General features: G+C 36.7%; 15 protein-coding genes. 7 read left to right on the top strand and 8 right to left on the bottom strand.

What is annotated here, in order from left to right; all coding sequences use genetic code 11:
- Nucleotides 1–20 precede the first annotated feature (20 nt).
- Nucleotides 21–1,358, bottom strand: a complete 1,338-nt coding sequence (locus PI23P_RS10740; protein ID WP_004570881.1) for an MATE family efflux transporter — start codon at nt 1,356–1,358, stop codon at nt 21–23.
- 105 nt (nt 1,359–1,463) lie between these two features.
- Between PI23P_RS10740 and PI23P_RS10735 the strand changes: the two genes are divergently transcribed.
- Genes PI23P_RS10735 through PI23P_RS10725 form a run of 3 tightly spaced genes read left to right on the top strand, consistent with a single transcriptional unit; the run spans nt 1,464 to nt 3,639 of the window.
- Nucleotides 1,464–1,859, top strand: coding sequence for an acyl-CoA thioesterase (locus PI23P_RS10735; protein ID WP_004570880.1), 396 nt, complete (start codon nt 1,464–1,466; stop codon nt 1,857–1,859).
- A gap of 30 nt (nt 1,860–1,889) precedes the next feature.
- Complete coding sequence (locus PI23P_RS10730) at nt 1,890–3,011, top strand: DEAD/DEAH box helicase (protein ID WP_004570879.1); 1,122 nt, start codon at nt 1,890–1,892, stop codon at nt 3,009–3,011.
- 1 nt (nt 3,012) lies between these two features.
- Nucleotides 3,013–3,639: a trimeric intracellular cation channel family protein gene (locus tag PI23P_RS10725; RefSeq protein WP_004570878.1), complete on the top strand. Its 627-nt coding sequence runs from the start codon at nt 3,013–3,015 to the stop codon at nt 3,637–3,639.
- A gap of 52 nt (nt 3,640–3,691) precedes the next feature.
- Here the strand turns inward: PI23P_RS10725 and PI23P_RS10720 are convergent, their stop codons facing one another.
- A complete protein-coding gene (locus tag PI23P_RS10720; protein ID WP_004570877.1) occupies nt 3,692–6,934 on the bottom strand; it encodes a S41 family peptidase in 3,243 nt (1,080 codons plus the stop codon).
- A 65-nt stretch (nt 6,935–6,999) separates the two neighbouring features.
- On the opposite strand from PI23P_RS10720, the gene PI23P_RS10715 reads away from it, so the two are divergent.
- Nucleotides 7,000–7,251: a MaoC/PaaZ C-terminal domain-containing protein gene (locus PI23P_RS10715; protein ID WP_004570876.1), complete on the top strand. Its 252-nt coding sequence runs from the start codon at nt 7,000–7,002 to the stop codon at nt 7,249–7,251.
- Nucleotides 7,252–7,260: 9 nt separating this feature from the next.
- Nucleotides 7,261–7,464, top strand: coding sequence for a hotdog family protein (locus PI23P_RS10710; RefSeq protein WP_004570875.1), 204 nt, complete (start codon nt 7,261–7,263; stop codon nt 7,462–7,464).
- 343 nt (nt 7,465–7,807) lie between these two features.
- Here the strand turns inward: PI23P_RS10710 and PI23P_RS10705 are convergent, their stop codons facing one another.
- The 5 genes from PI23P_RS10705 to PI23P_RS10685 form a co-directional block, all read right to left on the bottom strand.
- Nucleotides 7,808–11,215, bottom strand: coding sequence for an amidohydrolase family protein (locus PI23P_RS10705; protein ID WP_004570874.1), 3,408 nt, complete (start codon nt 11,213–11,215; stop codon nt 7,808–7,810).
- A 575-nt stretch (nt 11,216–11,790) separates the two neighbouring features.
- Nucleotides 11,791–13,125, bottom strand: a complete 1,335-nt coding sequence (locus PI23P_RS10700; RefSeq protein ID WP_004570872.1) for a TolC family protein — start codon at nt 13,123–13,125, stop codon at nt 11,791–11,793.
- 59 nt (nt 13,126–13,184) lie between these two features.
- Nucleotides 13,185–14,552, bottom strand: a complete 1,368-nt coding sequence (locus PI23P_RS10695; RefSeq protein WP_004570871.1) for an HlyD family secretion protein — start codon at nt 14,550–14,552, stop codon at nt 13,185–13,187.
- Nucleotides 14,553–14,554: 2 nt separating this feature from the next.
- A complete protein-coding gene (locus PI23P_RS10690; RefSeq protein WP_004570870.1) occupies nt 14,555–16,222 on the bottom strand; it encodes a peptidase domain-containing ABC transporter in 1,668 nt (555 codons plus the stop codon).
- A 2-nt stretch (nt 16,223–16,224) separates the two neighbouring features.
- A complete protein-coding gene (locus tag PI23P_RS10685; RefSeq protein WP_018942515.1) occupies nt 16,225–16,896 on the bottom strand; it encodes a TetR/AcrR family transcriptional regulator in 672 nt (223 codons plus the stop codon).
- Nucleotides 16,897–17,146: 250 nt separating this feature from the next.
- On the opposite strand from PI23P_RS10685, the gene PI23P_RS10680 reads away from it, so the two are divergent.
- Entirely contained in the window at nt 17,147–17,599 is a 453-nt protein-coding gene (locus PI23P_RS10680; RefSeq protein WP_004570868.1) for a cold-shock protein, read from the top strand.
- A gap of 149 nt (nt 17,600–17,748) precedes the next feature.
- Complete coding sequence (locus PI23P_RS10675) at nt 17,749–20,271, top strand: TonB-dependent receptor (protein WP_004570867.1); 2,523 nt, start codon at nt 17,749–17,751, stop codon at nt 20,269–20,271.
- A gap of 131 nt (nt 20,272–20,402) precedes the next feature.
- Here PI23P_RS10675 and aroB read toward each other — a convergent pair whose 3' ends face one another.
- A complete protein-coding gene (gene aroB, locus PI23P_RS10670) occupies nt 20,403–21,461 on the bottom strand; it encodes a 3-dehydroquinate synthase (RefSeq protein WP_004570866.1) in 1,059 nt (352 codons plus the stop codon).
- Nucleotides 21,462–21,493: the final 32 nt, after the last annotated feature.

Genomic DNA, 21,493 nt, shown 5'->3' with positions numbered 1-21,493 from the left:
GCCATCGCTGCGAAAAAAATTTATTTTAAATTTTTATGCACTTCGCGTTTTAATACCAATATTGTAATGAGGGTTGCCAGCGTATCTGCAATTGGAAAGGACCACCACACCCCATTAACACCGTAATAAATAGGTAAAATATACGCCAACGGAATTAAGAAAATTCCTTGTTTCAAAAGTGTTAAAAATAAGGCTGGCAATGCTTTACCAGCAGCTTGGAAATAAGCAGATCCAATCAATTGCATCGTGACAATTGGCGTCATTAAAAAAGCAATTAACATGGCATCTGGCGTCTGCGCTAGAAGAGTTGCGTCATTGGTGAAAATCCAAATAATTTCTTCTTTAAAAATAACAATTACAATAAAAATGAGAGTTCCGAGAATAGATCCAAAATAAATGGATTTTTTTATAGTTTCTTTTACGCGTTCGTTTTTATGTGCGCCAATATTAAATCCAGCAACGGGTAAGAATCCCTGGGTAACTCCTAAGACGGGTGATAACGCAAACATCATAACTCGATTGATTATGCCATAGACTGCAATTGAGATTTCTCCACCATAGGTGTACAAGGAGTAATTTAAGACAATCATTAACACACTAACAGCACCTTGTCTTACAACAGTCACTCCTCCAAGTTTTCCAATTTTTTTTAGAATTGGAATGTCTAATTTAAAGTTTTTAGGGATAATCTGTAATTCACTTTTAGAAGATAGAAAGAAATATAGAATATACAGACCACAGCTTGCATAGGAAATAGAGGTTGCTAATCCAGCTCCCCACATTCCCCAATCAAAGACTTTGATAAAAACAATGTCCATCAATACATTTAAAACGGCAGGAACCATCATTGCATACATGGCATATTTTGGTTTTCCTTCAGCTCTAATGGTGGGATTTCCCATCATGGCAAAAGCAAGGAAGGGAACCCCGTAAATAATGACATTATAATATTCTGCTGCAATCGGTAAAATAGCTCCTTTAGCTCCAAATAAATTCAGAATTGGTGCGCTATAAATACTGCCAAGAAGTACAAATAAAATTGCTAAAATTACGGTCAGGCTTATTTGATTTCCAAAGGTTAAGAACGCTTTTTTAGAATCATTGGCACCCAGCGCACGCGAGATAATGGAGCTTCCACCAATTCCAATTCCCATTCCTATAGAAGAAATAAGAAATGCAATGGGCAATACGACTGTAACTGCGGCAATTGCTAAAACTCCAATCCATTGTCCTACAAAAATTGTATCTACAATCATATTTAACGACATGACAAGAATACCTATGGTTGCCGGAACTGCCTGTTTGATAAGTAATTTACTTATTTTTTGAGTTCCTAAATCGTTTGCTAGTTGGTTCATAGAAGTGGCACAAAGATCGGAAATAATAGTTGTTTTATTGAAAATGCAACCGCAATAATTATTATGGTACTGTTAAAATTTATAAGTTTGTAAAAATGGGAATCTATGAAGGATATTTTTGAATTAAAGATAAAAGTAACAGCGGAGCACATAGACAAATTAAATCATGTAAATAATGTGGTGTATGTCAAATGGATGGATTGGGTTGCCGTGGAGCATTGGGAATTTTTGACAAAGAACAATCCTTTGCCAGAACATATTTGGGTGGTGTTGAAACATGAAATTGATTATTTAAAACAAGCAATTTTAGGCGATGATATCACGGTAAAGACGTGGGTAGGAGAAACCAGAGGTTTTAAATCTGAGCGTTTGATGGCTTTTTATAAGGGATCTGAATTGCTGGTAAAGGCAAAAACTGTTTGGGGCATGTTGAATGCAAAAAATTTCAAACCTACAAGAATTAGAGAAAATGTTTTAAATGTATTACAACCTGCTAAATAAAAGTATATTTGCACAAAATTTAGAAACAAAATGGCTACATTTTCAGCACTAGGAATCACTCCGGCATATATCAAATCGATTCAAGAATTAGGGATTTCTACTCCTACAGAAATTCAGGAACAGACCATTCCTATTTTACTAAAATCGAAAACAGATTTTATTGGATTGGCACAAACGGGAACTGGAAAAACTGCTGCTTTTGGATTGCCAATTTTGCACCATATTGACACGAGTTCAGAACACATTCAAACCTTGGTACTGTCGCCAACACGAGAATTAGTGCAGCAGATTAAAAAGCAACTTTTTAAATTTACAAAGTACAACGAAGAAAAGATATTTATTGAAGCCGTCTTTGGGGGAGAGAAAATCGATCGTCAAATAGGGAACTTAAAAAGAACTACGCACGTTGTTGTTGCCACTCCAGGGAGATTAATTGATCTTATTGAACGTGGAGATATTGACATAAGTCATGTGAAAACAGTAGTTTTAGATGAGGCCGATGAAATGCTAAGCATGGGTTTTAAACAAGATTTAAACCGCATTTTAAAATTTTCTTCTCAAAGTGATCGAAATACGTGGTTGTTTTCTGCAACCATGCCAGAAGAAATAAAACGCATTATTAAAACCTACATGGATTCGAATGCGCCAAGAGTTGAGGTGAATAAAAACGCGCTGGTAAATGCAAATATTAGGCATCAGTTTGTAAAAACAACCCTCAAAACGAAGGCAAATGATATCATTACGTTTTTAGAAAAAAGAGGTACTCAGCGTGGAATTATTTTTTGTAGAACGAAGGCTGGAGCTCAAAATTTAGCAAATCTTCTGATTGAAGAGGGTTTTTCTACCGCAGCTTTAGAAGGAGATATGCAACAAAAGGAACGCGATAAAGTGATGCGTGCTTTCAAAAAGGAAAATTTACAGTATTTAGTTTCTACAGATGTTTCAGCAAGGGGAATCGATGTAAGTGGCCTAGAGTTCGTGATACATCACCAATTGCCAGAGCAATTAGAATATTATACGCACAGAAGTGGAAGAACCGCAAGAGCAGGAAAGACTGGAACTTCACTGGCGTTTATCTTACCAAATGAATTGGAGAAAGTGCATGATATTCAGAAAGCGCTCCAAATAAAATTCACAGAAGTGACCGTGTAATATGGATGTTATTTATGTGTTGGATATTTTAGGAACTTTCGCTTTTGCGATTAGTGGGACTTTAGTGGCTTCAGATAAAAAACTAGATCTATTTGGTGTGATTATTATTGCATTCGTTACTGCCGTTGGCGGTGGGATGTTGCGCGATGTCTTAATCAATGCACATCCTATCAATTGGATTGGAGACTTAAATTATTTATACACTATTTTTTCGGCAGTGCTTTTTACCTTTTTGGTAAAAAGTAAAATTGGATATCTAAGTACAACCATGTTTTTGTTTGACACCATTGGTTTGAGTGTCTTTACTTTGCTGGGATTGCAAAAGGGGTTGGCGTATGATTTACATCCTTTAGTAGCCCTCATCATGGGTATGATTTCCGCTGTTTTTGGTGGTGTGTTGCGCGATGTATTGACCAATAAAGTACCGTTGATCTTTGAAAAAGAAATTTATGCTTCTGCGTGTTTGGTTGGAGGGTTGATGTATTTAATATTGTCACATTTTAAAGTAGCGGAAAATATCAATTTTATAATTTCAGCTTCCGTCGTGGTGAGTATTCGCATTATTGCCGTAAAGTTTCATTTGGAGCTCCCTAGAATAAAGCGCGACTTGTTTTCAAAGTACCACTAAAAAAAAAGCGAAGCATCTTTGCTCCGCTTTTGAATACTTCAATTTCTAAAAATTAGTTTACATCTTTCATCAGTTCTTTTATAGAACGCAATAATTGTTGGTCCACTCCTTGATCTACTTTGCCGGGCATATTTTTAACTTTAATCATGGGTTCTGTTTGGTTATTTTCCATCCATTCCCCTGCTTTGTTTTTAGCACTTACGGGGACAACCCCCCAATAAGAGCCATTTGGTAAACTTTCCCATCCTGCAAAACTACAAGTTCCGGGAACCGGCATTCCTACTGTTTTTCCAATCTTTAGATCGGTATAACCAGAAGCATAACAATGGCCATCAGAGTACATGCTTTCATTAAAGATAGACAAGGTCGGTTTTGTCCAGCGGGAGGTAGGCTCTCCACCAACTATTTTAGCTTCTGTAGCATAGGTAATGAATGGAACTCCTGTAAAAAACATTGCTAAATCCGCTACTAAATCTCCACCACCATTAAATCGAGTGTCTATAATAACGCCTTTAGTATCAAAATATTTACCCATGATATCTTGATAGATACTTCGGTAAGGGGCATCACTCATTCCAGGAATATGCACATATCCTAAAGTTCCATTGCTCAACGCTGCTACTTCTTTCTCATTTATTTTCACCCATCTTTTATAGAGTAAACTATTTTCCATCGCCAAAGAAATAGGTTTTACAGTGATTGTTTGCGTCTTTTTTGTGGAGGGGTCTAAAATATCCAGCAGCATAAATTTACCTGATTTTCTGTTCAAATATTTTGCTACGTCCTGGTCTTTTTCAATTAGAATGCCGTCAATTTTTTCAATAATCATCCCGGCTGCAATCTTAAATTTTGCTTTATCTAAAGGCCCCCCTTTTATGATTTCTTCAATAAGAATTCCTTTCTTAAGATGTTTGTAATCCATGAATATACCTAAAGATGCGGTGATGTCTTTCGTATCGATTTCACTGCCATTATAACGAGCACCAGAGTGAGAAACATTTAATTCCCCTAACATTTCGGATAACATTTCTGAAAATTCATGACCATTGCTAATATGAGGCAGGTATTTCTGATATTCAGTTTTCATTTGCTCCCAATCGATCCCATGAAAGTCAGGGCGGTAAAAAACGGCATTTGTGCGAATCCATACATGATTAAACATCGCAGTTCTCTCTGCATACTGGTCTACTTCAATTTCTCCTTTGATCTTAATTTCTTTATTTTTTGAAGTTTTTGGATCTAATTTTGTTATTTTTCCAGCGCTTAAAAGATATAGATTTTTCATGTCTGTGTCCCATTGCAAGCTTCCTTGCGCAACATCCAATTTCAATAACATTTTAGTTTCTTTCGTTCTTAAATTAGTAGACCAAAGATTTGATTTTCCTTCAAAACTTGCTAAATAATACAGTGCATCACCTTTAGAAGAGATGACAGCATCTCCCAATGTGGAAGAGTGGATGGTCAATCTCTTTGTTCGGTCTTTCATATACTCCCAGTCGAATTTTAAAGGTTTTATAGTGTCTTTTTTCTTTGAATCTTTCTTTTCTTTTGCACCTTTTTTGTTGTCCTTTTCTTCCGCTTTTTCTTTTTTCTTTTTTTCTACCTCCTTAACTGCCTGCATTAATTTGTAATCGTCATCACTTAAATTAAATTCGTCCCAAGCTTCTTGAGTAAAAAACATACTGTATATATCATTTTGAGAACTTCCACTAGTAGCGTATGATTTCAATCCATTTCGGTTGCTTGTCCAAATCATTTGTTTTCCTTTATTGATCCATTTCGGACTGGAATCGTAGTAACCACTTTCATTTAAGTTCACTCTTTTAGAACCATCTGCAGCCATTAATAAAACTTCACTGTTGCTCAATGTTTTGCTCCAATCGATTAATAACCATTTGCTATCGGGACTCCATGTAAAGTATTTATCGCCATCCCTCATGTGAAAGAAATCTTCAGAGTTCAAAAGTGTTATTTCTTTTTTAGTTTTGAGGTCTTTAATTTTCAATGTTCTTCGGTTTTCAATAAAAGCAATTTTTTTACCATCAGGAGAATATTGAGCTAAATAATTGTCGTGGGTATTGGCAATTAAAGCATCTTCTTTTAGGAGTGTAGCAGCATAGAAGAAAGGTTCTTCTTTTCTTATTTTTGTAGTCTTATAAACACTCCATTTTCCATCTCTCTCACTGCTGTAAATCACAGATTTCCCTTCTGGGCCCCAAGAGATAAAGCTTTCTTTTTGCGGTGTATCTGTTAATCTCTTAGTAAAAGATTTGTCTACAGCAGTCACAAAAACTTCACCTCTTGCAATAAAAGCAATTTCTTTTCCATTAGGCGAAACAGCCATTTCATCAATATCACCGTCTATAGAAACAAATTCAGCCGTATTTTCTTTGTCTTGTGTTGTAATGCGAACGGTTATTTTTTGAGGCGTTGCCCCTTCTTGCATTGTATAGAGTTCACCGTCATATCCAAAGGATAAAACACCATTTCCCGCGCTCAAAAAACGAATTGGATGCAGTTTAAAAGAGGTCAACTGTTCGTCTTGATTTGGGTTTTCTAATGAAAGTTTATGAACATTAAAAGTGCCACTTCGTTCACTTAAAAAATAAAGATCTTTCTCATCTTCACTGAAAACAGGCTGCCTATCTTCTGCAATATTTGAAGTAAGCATGGTGTGTTTATTTGTAATTGTATTGTACATCCAAAGATCTCTAGCAATAGCAGATGTGTGGTGTTTTCTCCATTCATTTTCTCCTCCTTTTTTATCTTGATAGAGCATGATTTCTCCACTTTTAGACAATTGAACAGCTTCTGCAGGAATGGTTAATAATTGACTCACTTTTCCCATGGTTACGGGTACGCTATACAGCTCTGACTGTGATCCGTGTGGATATTGTCTGTGCTCAGCAGTATCTTGTCTCAAGGCTCCAAAAAGAACCTCTTGATCATTTGCAGAAAAAGTATAAGGATATTCATCGTTTGAATGATAGGTTAACCGGGTTGCTTGTCCGCCACCTGCATTCATTACATAGATGTCAAAATTGCCATATCTGTTAGAGGCAAAAGCAATTTTAGTTCCCTCTTTGTTCCAAACAGCTTTATAATCGTGTGCACTGTGAAAGGTAAGTTGCTGTGCATTCCCACCTTTGGAATTTACTTTATACAAATCTCCTTTATAGGTAAATGCAATTTGTGTTCCGTCTGGAGAAATGGCGGAGTGCCGCATCCATTTTGGATTTTGTTGACTAAAAATGGAAGTGGAAATAAGGGCAAAAAGAAGTAAAAATGGTTTCATATCTATTTTTTTTGACTAATTTATGCTATTCAAAATTAAAAAAATAGTTTCTCAAAATAAATAACATGAAACCCATGATTTTTAAGAATTTTTCAGCTTTTAAAGCAGCAATAGGCAAAGATTTGCCTTCTGGAAATTGGTATTCCATTACCCAAGAAATGATTAGTGATTTTGCCAATGCTACCGCAGACAGGCAATGGATTCATGTAGATGCTAAAAGAGCTGCCATAGAATCTCCATTTAAAACTACTATTGCACACGGATTTATGTCTGTATCTATGATCTCTAAATTGTTAGAAGAAGTTTTTAGCATTTAAAGTTTAAAAATGGGTTTGAATTACGGTTTAAACAAAGTGCGTTTTCCAAATGCAGTCCCTGTAAACAGTCAATTGCGAATTCATTCGAAACTGCTATCTGTTGTCGCGTTGCCGAACAACGGCATAAAAGCAACCTTTTCTTGTGTTATAGAAATCAAAGGACAAGAAAAACCAGCATGTGTTGCTGAATTTTTAGCCGCTTTTTATGAGTAACGCCCTCTTTTTAGGTAATATTATAGATAAAGTTAGGACCTTCAACAAAGACTTTAAAAGAAATTTTTTTAAACGTTTTGCGAAGGTATAAACGAATTATTTGCTCGATTCTTTGAGGGCGTTTGAAGTACAAACTTCTTTGTATAGTTCGCGTGTTAGCGAGAAGATGTGCTAAGAGATCTTGAATTATAGTGCTGTTTGCGCGATTGCAGAGCTCCATTTGTTTGTAATTACACAAGCGGCATTCTTAAGAGCACAACAGACAGCCCTTAATTTAAAATATAAATTAAGGGCTGTTTGTTGCACACTTTTTATTTGGGGACTTAATAGCCACCTTAAAATTTTATTTTTCAACTCCTGGCAATCCCTGTGGTTTTTCTTGATGCCACCAAAATCCAGTCGCTTTCTTTTTTCTAGGATACACTTCGTCTAAGGTATTCCCATCATATAGGCGCCCATTTTTCATCACTTGAAGAATGGTATTGGTATTTCTAATATCGTCAAGCGGATTTTTTTTCAACAATATAAAATCTGCAAGTTTTCCAACTTCAAGAGACCCAATATCTCCGTCTAAACCCAGGGATTTTGCTCCTAGAATAGTGGCAACTTTTAATGCATTCATGTTAGTCGTTCCAGATGCCATCGCCCACAGCTCCCAATGATATCCTAAGCCTTGCAATTGTCCGTGACTTCCAATGCCTGCCAATCCGCCAGCGTTTACTAAATCTTCAACAAATTCTGCATGTTTTGTAAACACGTGTTCTTCGTCCATAAACCAGCCTGGTCGTCGTCTTGATTTACTTGCTAAATCGGTATAAGGGGTAAAGTATTGTAATTTTTTATTGTGATACGGGTTTTCTCTTGAGTAGAAATAATTTTCTGCCCACGGTCCTCCATAAGATACTAAAAGAGTGGGGGTGTAGGCGATTTCAGATTGTGCTGCGGATTGGATAATATCCTTGTAAAGAGGTGTAATAGGATACGAATGTTCGTGTCCTGGGTAGCCATCTAAAATTTCTGAAATGTTTAATTTAAAATTTAAAGCTCCTTCTGTTGTTGGCATTAAATGCTGTTCTTTTGCAGCTTTTATAACCCACTGTCTTTGCTGTCTGTTGCCAACAATATACATTTTAATCGTATTGGTGTTGTAATATTCGCTGTATTTTTTAAGAGCTCGTTGGGTTTGCTCAAAACTTTTTAAATTGTACGCCCAATAGCCGAGTCCAGGTCCAGTGGAATAGGCTCTTGGTCCTAACATTTCTCCCGTTTTCACCAAATCAAAATAGGTAAGAACATCCGTAGTTCCTGTTTGTGGGTCTCTCGCTGCAGTGACACCGTAAGCTAAATTTGCTGCATAAGAAAATACTTGCTTTTTGTGAATGCCTACAAAGGTTCTTAAATGTGAATGCGTGTCTACAAAACCGGGAAGAATTGTTTTTCCTTTTGCAAGAATAATAGTTGCTGTCTCAGGAATTTCTAAGCTTCCAGATTTTCCGAGCGCTTTAATTCTATTATCAACAACTAAAAGATCTCCATTTTCAATGATTTCATCGCCATTCATAGTAATGATTCTTGCTCCTTGAATAAGCACAGCACCTTTAGGAATGTCTCTTTTGATTGCTACTTTTACTTTAATTTCAGAAGGTTTGTAGTTTTTGGAACCTTTGTTCTTTTTAGCAGCTTCCTTGTCTTTTTTTTCTTCTTTTTTTCGTTTTTCTTCCGAGAACTTAGCAAGTTCGTCTTTCCGTGCTTTTTCTTTGTCTTTTCGTTGTTTATCTACTTTTTCAGCTTCTTTTAAATCGTACCTAAAAAAAGCACTTCCTAAAGACCAATAGACCATTTTACCGTTGGCAGCCCAGGCAGGAAATTCACCACCAAAAGTGGTTAATTTCCAAGAAGGGAATTGGGAAGCTTGGGTGTCAGATACAGAAATAGTAGGCGTTTGGCCATACGTAGGGATTGTAACCACATAAATATCTGTATGAATTAAAGCCATTGCTTTGTTGCCTTCTGGAGCCATATATACTGCTACGGGTTTAGAAGCTTTTTTATTATCTTCTGGAGTGCCCTCCTCTAAATTACTAAAACTCAAAGCATCTTTGTGCGAGTCTCCAAAAGTAACGATACCCGTAATTTTGACAACTATTTTTTCATCCGTTCCATCCCAACGAATGGAACTCAATCCTTTACTATTGCTCAAATAAATTCGAGCATCACTTTTTACAAAATGCGGGTTTTCCCTTCCATTAGCTTTGGCAATAAAGGTGTTGTTTCCACCTTCACTTGAAATCCAAGCAAGATCTTCTCCACCAGAAAAAGCAGCTCTTGTATAGGCATTTTTAAAACTTTGTGCACTTCCTTTGGTAAAGACAATTCTATTGGTTTTAGCATCCCAAACAGGTGTATTGTAGATTGCAGAAACTGTAGTTAACCTTTGCGGTTTTCCTCCTTTTGAGTTCACTTTATACAAATGTCCACCGTCAATATCTGACCAGGTGGCATACACAATTTCTTTTCCGTTCGGAGACCAGTTGGGTTGTGTTTCAATAAGATCCATTTTGGTGAGCCGTTCTGGCTTGCCATTCGGAAGTTTCATTACATACAATTTGTTCAACGCATTGAATACAATTTGTGTTCCGTCTGGGGATGGTTTTGCATTTCTAATTTGATTTGCGAGTAGTTCCGTGTCGTCGGAAATAGGATATTTGAATTCTAATTTTGGTCCAATTGCCAGGGCTACATCTACTTCAAAAGGAATTTCAATAGCAGCATCTCCAGAAACCGGAATTCGGTATATTTTACCTCCATAAGAAGCTAAGACCTCTTTGTTATTTAGTGTAAAAGTCATGGCAGGTAAAACACCTAATGAGGCCACAGACTCTTGGTCGTCTCGCTGTATTGGATAGGCAAGCCAATTTTCGTCACCTGAAATTAAATTTCTTAGCACCAGTCCTGTTTTTTCTTCATATCGAGAACCATAGACCATATATTTCCCATCATTAGAAAGAGTAGGCGTGAAGGCAGAGCCGTATCTAGAAGTTATTTTTGACGATTTTCCCGTTGCTAAATCATATCTGTAAATTTGATACTGTGGCAACTGCGCGTTGTAATTCCAGCCACCAGTTCTTGCTGAATAATAGATGTACTTGTTGTCTGGACTAAATACCGGTTCAACAGTTTTTAAATCTTTTGGTTCTTTAATTAATTGTGTACCACTTCCTGCATCTTTATGGTATAAGTGCAATTTTAAGTTTCTTTTTCCTTTGGCTGCAACAATATATTCACCATCGGGAGACCAAGCTACAGATTCAACTAGCCCTCTTTTGTCTTTGGTTACCTGTCTTGTTTCTTTAGAGGCAAGGTCCATAATCCATACATTATCATTTCCATCTCTATCAGAAGTAAATGCAATGCGCTTTCCGTCGGGACTGTAACTAGGTTGCGCATCCAGTGCCAAACCGTCTGTTATTCTAATAGCTTTCCCCCCTTTAAAAGGAATTGTGTACAAGTCACCGAGCATGCTAAACAGAATTGTCTTTCCATCAGGACTCATATCTAGTGATAGCCAAGTTCCCTCATTGGTATTGAAACGGATCATTCTGCCACTTTCTAGCGGCAAGCCTTTAAATTTTTCTTGCCCTGAGAGGGAGTCTTTTTTTTGAGAAAATGTTTGTTGCGACAAAATCCCTAAGCAGATGGCAACAATAAGGGAATAGTTCTTGAATACGTGAAAGGTTTTAGTGAGGAGCATAATTATTGAATTATTTGATTAATGAGAATCAAATATAACTTTTTATAAGACAGAGCGGTATTCCCTTCGGGAATTAAAGAGCTTTTAACAGTATTGCCTTTAAATAAAAAGCGGGAATTTACAACTTCTTAAATCTATTTGTATTTATTATGGACGCCGGAAGCGCATGTGAATTCTTTACTATGTGCGTAGTACAGACTTACAATTTAAGCGTATTTGTATGGCGCTATTTTAAAAGAAATAGGTTTTTTATTTTCGTTTCCGAAAGGCACGTAGAAGGTTCCCCGCTGTGCACTTTTCATTCTTTTGTATTTGTTTGACAGTTTTTCAGTGCACATTTTTTGGCTTGCTCAAGATCTTGACTGAACGCTCAAGATGTATTCTTGAAGATTGCTAAAAAGCATCTTTTAATTCCGTTTTAAGAAGCAGCCTTTTTATCTTTGAAGGTGCTATCAATTCTAGCGCTGTATAAAAAAGCAACGATGCGTGATGCGTTTGCCGTAGTCACTTTAGCGCTATTTATGTCTGCATCCTACGGCGAGATTAAGATGAGTTTGCTACAAATTGAATCCCGGTTAATTGATCGAAATTACAGCCTCTTTGAATAAGCGTGCCTTTGCTCTAAACAAGTCGTTTTCTAAACGAATTGCCTTCAGTTTAGAGTCGATGTATTTTTGTTCTCGAAAATTCACTAGAAATAGCGAACTTTCTCCCAAGAAGAATTTTCGTTCTTCCGCTGATAATAGTACGGCATAATCCCGTACAATCTGAAAGGTAAAATTATTTTGTAAAATATAGGAAGTCAATTCTTGTTGAATGGCACTTATTTTATTTTTGATAACTACTTTTTCCAATTGATTTTCAAGTTGCTTGTCTCGTACTTTTAATTTTGCTACTTTCAAATCACCTCTTTCTTTTCTTATGAATATAGGCATACTAAAAGAAATGCCCGCTTTGTAATTTTCGGGGTTAAACGAATTTTGTGGTGTTGCGTTTTGAGATAAGAAATTATACTGTAGGTCTATTTTAGGTAATAAATTATTTATTTTTAATCGTTCTTCTGCTGCTAAACTTTCGATATTAAACCCCAAAGATCTAATTTTAGGATGTTGCTCAATATCAAAGCGCTCTGCATTAAAAAGCGGAATGTTAAAGGCATTGTCAACAGTATTCATTGTTTCTATGTCTGGAAGTATGTTTTCTTTGAGGTCTATGGGAGTATTTTCATTCAGCCACAAGTAGGTAGACAATTCTAAGGAAGACTTGATCAATTTAATATTCGCTTTCTCTAATTTTAACTTTCTTGAATTTAAAGTAATTCCAGCTTCCAGCGTATCGATTGCTGGTTTTTCTCCTTCTTGAAAGGCTCTTTTTGTACTTTCAAATCGGATGCCTGCATTGTTTAAAAAAGCAATGTACACTTGTTTCTCGTTGTAGGATTGTAGCCAATTAAAATAAGACAAGGAAGCTTCGTAAAGAATGCTATTTACCAACAATTGTTGGTCTTCTTTTGCTTGGTTTAAAAAAAGTTTTGCTTGTTTTAAAGCCGTCATTCTCTTGTTGGTAAACATCCCTTTGGCCAAAGAGACCGCAACACCTGCACTGTACAATCCGTCTGTGGGTACTTTATCTATTGGATTTAGAAAAAGCCCTTCATTTTGCTCAAAGTTCGCTTTAAAAGCAACACCATACCAAGTTGGTATTTTAAAAGTTGCATTTAATTTGTGATAGTATTCTTGAGCTTTGAATTGTTTTTCATCAAAATCTACTTTAATTTCAGGATCAAATGCCCCTCTTGCTTTCAGCAACTTCGCTTCGCTTGTGTTGAGCACAAGGTTTGCTTGCTTTACAATGGGATGGTAACTTTTTACATATCCTAGATACTCTGACAAAGTCATCGTACTTGGCATATTTTCTTGCGCATGTTGTTGCCCAATAATTAGGAAGCAGCAGGCAATTATATATTTCCTCATTCTTTTATTTTTGTGCTTCCGTTTTTTTCTTTTTCACTGCTTGATGGCTGGTAATAATTTGGAGGGAAACTATTCAATTGCCTCCACAATTCGAACCAAATAGGCACGTCTTCTAACAACGCAATGGTTTTGGCTCCAGAACCTACACGGATTGCAGTAGGCCAAGTGTGGTCTGATTCGTCTGGTGCTAAAAGCACGCGGTATTTGCCATTGTCACTAATAAAGCGCTCAATCGCAATTACCCTGGCACCATAGGTTCCGTAGGAAACATTTGGCCATCCCGAAAAGATAATGGCTGGCCACCCGTCAAATTGTACGCGCACTTTTTCATCGAGATGCAATAGAGGCAAGTCAATAGGTCTCACAAAAGTTTCTACAGCCAGGTCATATTTTTCAGGCATGATGCCTACAAGCGATTCACCTTCTTTAAAAGCACCTCCAATCCCCCCTTTGATCGCTTTGTTGATAAAGCCATTTTGTGGCGCCGTGATGTATAAAAGACTGCTTCTTACTTTGTAATTACTATTGCTGTTTTCCAGTTTTGAAACTTGTACTTTGGCGTCATAGCCACTCGATTTCGCAGTGTACATATCGCTCTGTGCTTTCGATATTTTATCTGCAAAGCTTGCGGCAATTCGAGAGAGTTCTAATTGCGCATTCAACACTTCATTTTTAGCTGCAAGTACACTGTTCTCTTTGGTAATTAAGTTTGCTTGTGTTTCCTGTAATTTTAATCGCTTTTCTTCGACATCTTTGACGGCAAAAATACCTTCTTTTTGTAAAGTTTCTGTCCGTAGATATTGTCGTTCTGCGATTTTAATATTTGTTTTTGCAGCTTCAAAACCGATGCTATCGCTTTGTACTTTTAATTTTGCTTGTAAGAGCTTATTTTTAGTTTGCGCAGTTTTCAAAGCTCGTTCTTCCGTTAAAGCAATGGTCTGTCTCTGCAGTGCTGCTACTTTTTCGTCGTAGGCATCCACCGCAGATTTTTTTGCATTTATTTGATCGTTTGTTCTTTCAATCAAGCGGTCGTCAAAATAATCGCTTTTTACTTCAGAGATCCGTAAAATGGTGTCTCCTTTTTCTACAAAATCTCCTTCGCGAACAAACCATTGTTCAATTCTGCCTGGAATTTGAGACTGAATGTCTTGTGGTCTTTGCTCTAACGTAAGTGTGGTCACGATGCCATTGCCAGAAATATTTTGTGTCCAAGGTAAAAAAAGTACAATGAGCAACATGGCTGCAAAAGCGAATAAAAATTTATTTAAGAATTTATAATATTGCTTGTTAAAAATATTTTTTCCCGATTTGAATGCTGTCAAATCCACCTTTTTATGCAGTTGATTGTTCGAAATATTTAACATGGCTATTCGTTTATCGATTTTATGGCTCCTTTTTCAAGGGTAATAATTTTATTGCATTGCGCACTCCAGCTTTTTTTACTGCTAACTACAAGTAATGCCCAGGGTCTTTCAGGGTGGGTTAGGTAGGCAATTATTTGTTCTGTTTCACTTAAATTAAATTGATCTAAAGGGTCTTCTAAAATCATCACCTTCGGTTGTTTTATGATGGCGCGCGCTAAAATTATCTTTTTTCCTATGGTGTATGAGATCTGCTTTCCTTCGGGATACAAAATAGTATCTAGTCCTGCAGATTGCTCCTTTAAAAATTGATTCAAGCCTACAATGTTGAGCGCTTCATAGATGATGGCATCTTCAATTTTTTTGTTGCCAAAAACTAAATTATCTCGAATGCTGCCTTCAAAAGGAGTTTCGTCCGAAAGAGAGAGCCCTAATTGAGAGCGGTAATGGTTGAGATGTAAACTACTCAACGAAAGATTATTTACATAGATATTTCCTTCTGTAGGTTCGACAACACCAGCTAATAGGCGCAATAAACTTGATTTACCAGCACCACTTTCGCCATAAATTAAAATTCTACTATTTGGTTTTACAGTAAAGGATACATCGCTAATAATCAACTTTTTTCTACTTTCTACACGGTACGAGACATTTTCGAGTTCTACGGTGAGGCCGTCTTTAAAAATAGGTCTTTTTCCTTCTTGAGATTCTAGTTCTTTGTCTACTACCTGACCTATTTTTTCGATAGAGGTGAGTACATCGTAAAAAGATTCCAATCCGGTAATGAGTTTTTCTACTGATTGAATGACTAATAATATAATGATTTCTGCAGCAACAAACTGTCCGATATTCATCTCTTGATTTAAAACCAAAGCGCCACCAATTAGCAATAAGCTGGCAGTAACTACCACTTTAAAGCCTACCATTTGGGTGAATTGTAAAATTAAAATCTTAAAATGATTTTCTCTCGCTTTTAAATATTGGCTTACAAGGGCATCATTTTTTTCTAGTGCGAGATTGGTATTTCCAGACAGTTTAAAACTAACCACGGTCCTTGCCACCTCTTGAATCCAATGTGCAACTTTGTATTTTATTTTAGATTCTGTCAAACTTGTTTCCAAGCCTTTTTTTGCAGTAAATTTAAAAACTACATAAATTAAAAGCAGTAAAAGAATTCCGAATACGATAAAGAAGGAATGGTAAAAAGACAATAGTATTAAAGCAAATACAATCTGTAATAAGGCTGTAGGCACATCGATTAGAATTTTTGACAAGCCTTTTTGAATGGTTAGGGTATCAAAAAAACGGTTTGCGAGTTCTGGAGGATAGTAATCCCGCAGTTCGTTCATTTTTATTTTTGGAAAGCGGTAACTCAATTCAAAAGATGCACGCAGAAAAATTCGCTGTTGCAGCGTTTCTATAATTCGCAGTTGCATTATTTGTAGTGCACCAGAAAACGCAACGCCCATGGTAACCAATACCACGAGAACAACCCAAGAAGTAGATACTTGTGCGCCTTGAATTAGATTGATAATGGCTTGAATGCCTAAGGGAAGCGACAGGGAGACAACACCGCCAAAAACTGCATAATAAAAAATTTGAAAAATATCTTTTCGCTCTAACTTTAAGAGGCCTACAAAGCGCTCCCAAGGTGATAATTTAGTGGTTTCCATATTTATTTTAGTGCATTTTCAACAAGGTGAAGAAAAAAGCTTGTGGGTGTTTTGTCTTCTTCACAGTTGGTAATCGAGGGAAAGTGCTCTGTTAAGAAGTGCTGGTGTAGTCCCCCTTCTAGAATTGTGCTTGCCAAACTTAGGGAATACGGATAGGTTGGTTTGATATCGAGAATTATGGTCGACAAACGCGCAACGAGTCGTTTGTAGATTTCAAAATATCCTTCATTATTTTCTGAGTCTACCTCTTTTGTTAAAAAGGATTTAAAGCTTTCGTTCACAATTATTTTATACAAAACAACTTCATTAATATGTGAAAAATTTCGATCGAGCTTTACCGTATTTGTTAAAATTGCAATTGCTTTGTTTAATTTTACTTTTGGATCGATAAGACTGAAAGTTTCAACAACCAATTGGTACTCTAACCATGCCCAATACCAAGAAGTAAGGTACAGTAATAATTTGTGTTTACTTTCAAAATATCGATAAATAGAGCTTTCATTAGAACCTATTTTAAGGCCTAGTTTTTTAAAGGTAAAAGCGTCAAATCCGAGTTCATCGATTAATAAGATGCTATTTTCTATAATTCTTTTGCCTAAATCTGAGGTTTCTGGGTCTTTGATAAAAACGAGTTCAGAGACCGTGATTTTCATAACGGATAGTAAATTCTTCATGCTGTTTAATTCAATTCTGCGCAAATATAATAGTATTACTTTTGTAAAAGAATATTTTACTATTTATTTTTCTTTATTTTAACACATACACGCTTTTCTCTTGGAATAATTGCTTAATATGTAGTATCTTTGCACAAGAAGAAAGAATACAGTTCACATTTTCTACAAGTTAACATTCGTTTGTTTTTGAAGTTATTCGTCACGTATTTTATCTTTAAAAAAGCAACAACTTAAAACCAGTAGTATTTTAATGGCAAAATCGCAGCAGACCTTTAGTAAGAGTGAAAAAGAGAAGAAGCGTTTGAAAAAACGTCAGGACAAACAGAAGAAAATGGACGCTAGAAAAGCGGACAGAGATGAGCATGGACCATCGGGAATTCAGTTTGCATATGTAGATCACAATGGAAATTTAACAGATACTCCACCAGATCCAGAGTTGAAAGTAGAATATGAATTGGAAGATATTCAAATTTCTGTAAGTAAAAAAGAAGACCTTCCCGAAGAAGATCCCGTTAGAAAAGGAAAAGTTTCCTTTTTTGATAGTTCTAAAGGATTTGGTTTTATCATTGACATGGAAAATAATGAAAAATATTTTACACACGTAAGTGGTTTGATTGACGATATTGTAGAGAATGATAAAGTGTCTTTTGAATTAGAAAGAGGAATGCGTGGAATGAATGCAGTTAAAGTTACCAAAATATAATTTAGTTAGTTTTTAAAAAAAAAAGCCCTCTCAAAATATTGAGAGGGCTTTTTTTATACGAATAGCTTTTCGTTAGTATGCTAAAAATGTAAAAGTAAATGCTAAATTTTCACTTTCTTTGAGTGTTATTTAGTAAGAAAATTAAAAATATGAAAACTTTTATAGTCCCTTTTATTTGTCTTTCCTTTTTTTTCGCAAGCACGCAAAGTGCAAGCGCGCAACTAACGGGAATTGTAGTAGATGCGCAGGACCAATATCCTTTAGAATATGCCAGTGTTGCAATCTATGGGCAGGCCAGTAAAAAATTAATAGCGGGAGTTGTCACGGATAAAGAGGGTTTTTTTTCCATTTCAAATCTCAAATCGGGAAATTATTATTTAGAGGCCTCTTTTTTAGGATACCAAAAATACAGTGTTCCTTCTATTGTAATAGTGCGCAATGGGAATCCCCAAGATTTTGGTGTTTTACCGTTGCAATTAGGTGGTGAAAGTCAATTAAGCGAGGTGACAATTACGGCAGAGAGACCTGCAGTTTCGCATAAAATTGATCGCCAAGTTTTTGATGCCAAAGCATACCAAAGTACGGTAGGGGGAAATGCTATGGATGTTGTCAAGAATCTGCCATCTGTGAGCATGGATGGTTCGGGAACGCTTCGGGTTCGTGGAAGTCAAGGTTTTGCCGTTTTAATCAACGGAAAACCAACGCAAGGAACAGCCAGCACTATTTTAGCTCAGTTGCCAGCAAATGCTTTAGAGCGTGTAGAATTGATTACTGCACCTTCAGCAAAATACGATCCCGAAGGAAAAGGGGGTATTTTGAATATTATTACTAAAAAAGGGGCTATTAACGGCACTTTTGCGCAGGTAAATGTTCGTGGAGGAATGCCATCCATCGAGAGCTATGACACCAAAGTAGCTTCGCAAAGATACGGTATCGATGCTACGGTAAACAAAAGAACAGCGCAGTGGAATCTTTCTGCAGGCGTAAGTTACCAAAGAAATGACAAAGCGGGGAGAAGAGAAGGGGACCTTTTTATTATCAATGCACCTGAAAATAAAACAACATTTTTACCTTCTGATGGAGAGCGAAGCTTTGATGAAGTAACCTATAATGGGCGTTTTACAGCCGCATATACCCCAAATAAAGCAAACGCATTTTCGATGGGGTTTTTCGCTGGAAAACGCAGCAAAGAGCGCTTGGCAGATATTGTTTATTACGACAACCACGCCGTTCCCATCACAGGTTCGGCCGAGCGGCAATATACCTTCGCCTATTACAATCACAATTTAAGAATTCGAAAAGGAGATTTTGCTTTGGGAAGTTTCGATTATGCGCATACCTTTAATAATACTTCAAAAATTACGACTGCCATACTTTACGAATACACCTTTTTAGGAGGTCCTACTGAGAATGATAACTTAGGATTTCCCAACAATGCCATAGTATACCAAAAAGAATTCAACACCAATGACAATCCGTTGTATGGCACGCGTTTTACGATTGATTACCAATGGAAACCTTTTTCTTTTGGTCTTTTAGAAACGGGCTATCAATACCGAGACTTAGACCATACTGGTACTTTTATCTATGAAAGAGATGGAGTGCAAGTTCCTGAATTTTCGAGTGCTGTGCGTTTGAAAAGAAAAATTCATTCGGGATATGTACAATTGACTGGAGCTAAAAAGAAGTGGAATTATGCTGCAGGAGTGCGATTAGAGTCCATGAACAGGGACTACACAGAAGCCCTAAAGAGTGAAACTGTGGAAAACATTTACTATTATGACTTTTTAAAGTTGTTTCCATCCGCTTCGCTACAATACCAGCTCAGTGAAAACACAAATATCAAAACAGCGTATAGTAAAAGAGTGGTCCGCACCACGACTTTAAAAATGAATAGTTTTGCAGAACGCGAGCATTCTGAAGTTTTTGAGCAAGGAGACAATACCTTACGTCCTGAATTTATTGACTTGATAGAACTGGGCGTAACTAAAAATTTAAAAGGTGGCAACGCCATCTATGCAACGGCTTATTTTAGGCATGTAAAAAATGCAATCAACCGAGTAAATACTTTGGCTTATGAAAGTAATGGAGCTATTATTGATACGATTTTAAACCGGGTGTATTCAAATGTAGGGCGCAGCAATACCGTTGGTATTGAGTTGGGGGCAACCGTAAAACCTTCTAAAAACTGGACGCATATCATCGGAATGAATTTGTACAATTACGGAATTGAAGGGACGCTGAACTTCAAACATCGAGATGGGGTTGCAAGAACCTATGCCATTGCTTCTAATGCCACGGTATATTCTATAAACTTGAATACCACTGTAGATTTATGGGAGAACGCTTCTTTGCAGGGTACTTTTAATTATGTGTCTGCTGCCAATACTGCCATGGGGGAAGACTCTCGTTTTTACTCGCCAAATCTTACGTTTCGCAAAAAGTTTATGGATGACAGGCTCACAGCAACATTGCAATGGCAAAATATAGACATGGGTCTGTTAAAGTCGAATGAGCAGCGGATTTCAACCGCAAGAGCGCAGCAGTTTTTTACAACGACAAACTATGTATATGAAGTGGATGTGGTTTCTTTAAACCTTTCCTACAATTTTAATGCTCGGAAAAATGCTTCGAAGTTTATCGACAGTGAATTTGGAAAGAAAGAATTTTAAATGGTGCGATCCACTCAGCGCGTATTGAGTGGACACTTTACGGTTTTAGACAAACAGCAAAAATTATTGTGAACTTTAGTCTATTAAATGGACGTGCCAGCAGATGGGCTTTAGCGTAACAGAAGCATGCCTTACTCGTTGTAATATTCCATGCTTGCAATGATCAACGCATCAGAAACGATGCAGTCTAGCTTGCAGTCTTCATAGGCATTGAGTAGTACAAAATTCACCTGTCCGTTGGTATTCTTTTTGTCGTGTTTTAGCAGCGCCATAATACTGGGAAAGTCTGCTTTTTGCAGCTTTATTCTTGGATACATGTCTGAGATTATATTTTTAATTTCTGTAACATTGGCAGATGGAAATCCAAGTATTTCTGCCGATATGAAACTCTCACAGACCATTCCTATGGCAATAGCTTCTCCATGCGTAAGGTTTTCTTTGTCTGCAGATTCTAAATAAAAAGACTCAATAGCATGTCCTAGCGTATGTCCAAAATTTAATATTTTTCGAATATTTTTTTCTTTGGGATCTTGCAGGACTACTTCATTTTTTATGGCAATAGACCTTGTGATTAAATGGTGTAGGTTTAGGTATTTATAATCTCTTATTTCGTGCAGTAACGCAAGATCATAAGTGATGCCGTATTTGATAATTTCTGCCATTCCAGATTTCATTTCCCGTTCGGGAACGGTAGCGAGATATTCTGGGTCTACCACAACCATTTCTGGATTTGCAAATACGCCAATTTGGTTTTTTAATACTCCCAAATCTACACCTGTCTTTCCGCCAACAGACGCATCTACCATCGAAAGTAAGGTCGTGGGAATGTTTACAAAATCAATTCCACGTTTGAAACAAGAAGCTACAAATCCGCCGAGATCCGTGATCACTCCACCACCGAGTGTAATGAGTAAACTTTTGCGATCGCCTCCCAACTCTGTGATGACATTCCAAACACCAATACAAGTTTCTAAATTTTTGTTGATTTCTCCAGATTCGATTTCTATGACCTCAATTTGCTTGTCGGTTTTTAAATTTGGAATAAATTTCGGATAACAGTCTTCCAGAGTATGCTCATCGACTAGAATAAAGAGCATGGAATAGTTATTTTCAGAAATGAGATTGGACAATTCTACATATGCTTTGTCTTGAAAATGAACAGGATAGCTAGCGGCTTGTATGGAATTCATAAGGTGTTTCTTAGTGATGCAAATTAAAAATA

It is taken from the genome of Polaribacter irgensii 23-P (assembly GCF_000153225.1).
In the GTDB taxonomy this organism is placed as follows: Bacteria; Bacteroidota; Bacteroidia; order Flavobacteriales; family Flavobacteriaceae; genus Polaribacter; species Polaribacter irgensii.
This window is presented reverse-complemented; position numbering and strand designations above follow the sequence as displayed.